The organism is Enterococcus sp. 6D12_DIV0197 (assembly GCF_002174385.1).
Taxonomy (GTDB): domain Bacteria; phylum Bacillota; class Bacilli; order Lactobacillales; family Enterococcaceae; genus Enterococcus_D; species Enterococcus_D casseliflavus.
Genome location: NZ_NIBN01000001.1, coordinates 1 through 1988 on the forward strand (window position 1 = coordinate 1; position 1988 = coordinate 1988).

General features: G+C 33.1%; 2 protein-coding genes. One reads left to right on the forward strand and one right to left on the reverse strand.

Translation table 11 applies throughout. The annotated features are described in order from the left end of the window. Positions 1–189: 189 nt before the first annotated feature. Entirely contained in the window at positions 190–1443 is a 1254-nt protein-coding gene (locus tag A5867_RS00005; RefSeq protein WP_087626630.1) for a glycoside hydrolase domain-containing protein, read from the forward strand. A 262-nt stretch (positions 1444–1705) separates the two neighbouring features. Here the strand turns inward: A5867_RS00005 and A5867_RS18035 are convergent. After that, the coding region (locus tag A5867_RS18035) for a hypothetical protein (RefSeq protein WP_212648486.1) at positions 1706–1988 on the reverse strand (283 nt) is incomplete at its 5' end.

Here is a 1988-nt window from a genome sequence, read left to right on the forward strand (position 1 = left end):
GAATATAACAATCAGTATCAGAAAAACGATTGAGCTTCCGTTTATTCCAGCTAAATAAACCGCTGGTACTAAAAGAGAAGTGTATATTACACTAATAGCTATTGATAATCCTATAACACTTAAGCATACCAAAATTGAGTATTGGTTGTAAAAAAGTAAAGATGTGTATAAGAGACAGGTACTGTTGGAATTGGAAGTAATGAACGACCAAAAAACTTAACTATTCCAGAATTAAAATTACTAGAAGCAAATAATTTTAAAGTATTCCCCATTTATCAGAATGGAGGTGCTAGTCTTGCTTATTTTTCTAGATATGGGCAAGGAATTAATGATGCAGTCCAGGCTGGTGCCGCCGCTAAGTCTCTTGGGTTTAAAAATGGAACTACAATTTATTTTGCATGTGACTTTGATGTTTTGGGTGACGAAATTCCAGTAGTTGTGAGTTACTTAAGAGATGTAGTCCATACCATGCAAAGCAAATATCCTGAGTACGGCGTTTCGTTGTACGCGCCAAGAAATGTATGTACGCAAGCAATGAACTCAATTATCCAAATTCAAAATTGTTTTGTATCAGATATGTCCTCGGGGTTTAGTGCTAATCTAGGGTATAAAATGCCTAAGAACTGGTCATTTGATCAATTCTTTGAATATAATCTTGGGGGAATAGATATTGATAAAGTCGGTGTATCAGGGTATTGGGATAATGGTCAGTCATCGTTTGAATATCCCACAGATGCTGAACGCCTTCTAGAATTAGAAGAAGCTAAAAAAATCTCTATCGCAAAAAAAATTACAGAAGCACTACCACTATTTAAAGAGAATTTAACCACTGAATTTTCTTCTGAGATTGAACAGACTGCAGTTGTAGGTAATATTGTTTTGCAGTTAAAAATATCAAATAGTATTGATGTTTTTGATGGAAACTATGCAAAGTTTAAAATTGAAAATGGAAAACCAGAGCTTAAATTTCAAGAAGATCTGCAGCTGGTTCAAGACTTAATTGATTTAACGGGTGGAAATAATCAAGTAGTAGATATTGTCAATAGAATTAGTGAAATCATGAATAGTGGAGACATTCAGATTTCTATGGATATAAATGACGCTGGTGCTATTGGGGTGCTCATTAAGTCTACAGGAAAAGATACTATCAGATTAAATAATGAGCCTATAAATTATAATTATTCTGTATCTTTAGGTATCTATTTTGATCCAAGAGAGCTTCCACCAGGACTATCTCCAGAGTTGGACAGATACAAAATCCAAATTGAAGAATTTGATCGCCGTTTCAGTTTGGCAGTGGGACTAGGTGTTGGTCTTACTCCAGTAGCTGTATTAGGCTTCTTAGGTTTATCAGGTATTGTTGCTACACAGGGAGTATTACAAGGTATTGCAGCAATACTAGCTACTATGATAGCTTTTTTTGAAGAAACGTTTAAAGACTAATTTCCATTAAAGCGACCGAATGATGTTATCACATTTTTTGTTATAGAGATGATAGACGGGTGAATTGAAATTTAGAACACAATTTTTATAAGTTAACTGACGAATAGAGCTAAGTCCTTCCAAAAACATGACAAATTTTTGTGGAGAACTTAGCTTTATCATTTAACATCGTTTATAGCATAAAGTATTTCGAGCAATATTAAGATATGATTCTATACATACACCAGCATTATAAACACCCTAAAAAACCTAAGTCATTTTCTCATACACCAAAGTCGTGATAGAAGAATTGGATTAACGCTACAGTAGCTGAAAAAACAAGTAACAATATAGAACGATTAATTAATAGGACATTTGACTTAGGTGTGTAATATCCATTATCTAACGCTACTTTCAATAAGTTTGTAGGATGATTGTCTAAATATTCTTTCCAAAACAATTCAATTTCGTTCTTCGAATATACTTTTTTTACATATAAAATAGCTATAATATCCGCTATAAGAGTTAACTGAAAAAAAATAAAAAGGACACTTAACCAGTACACC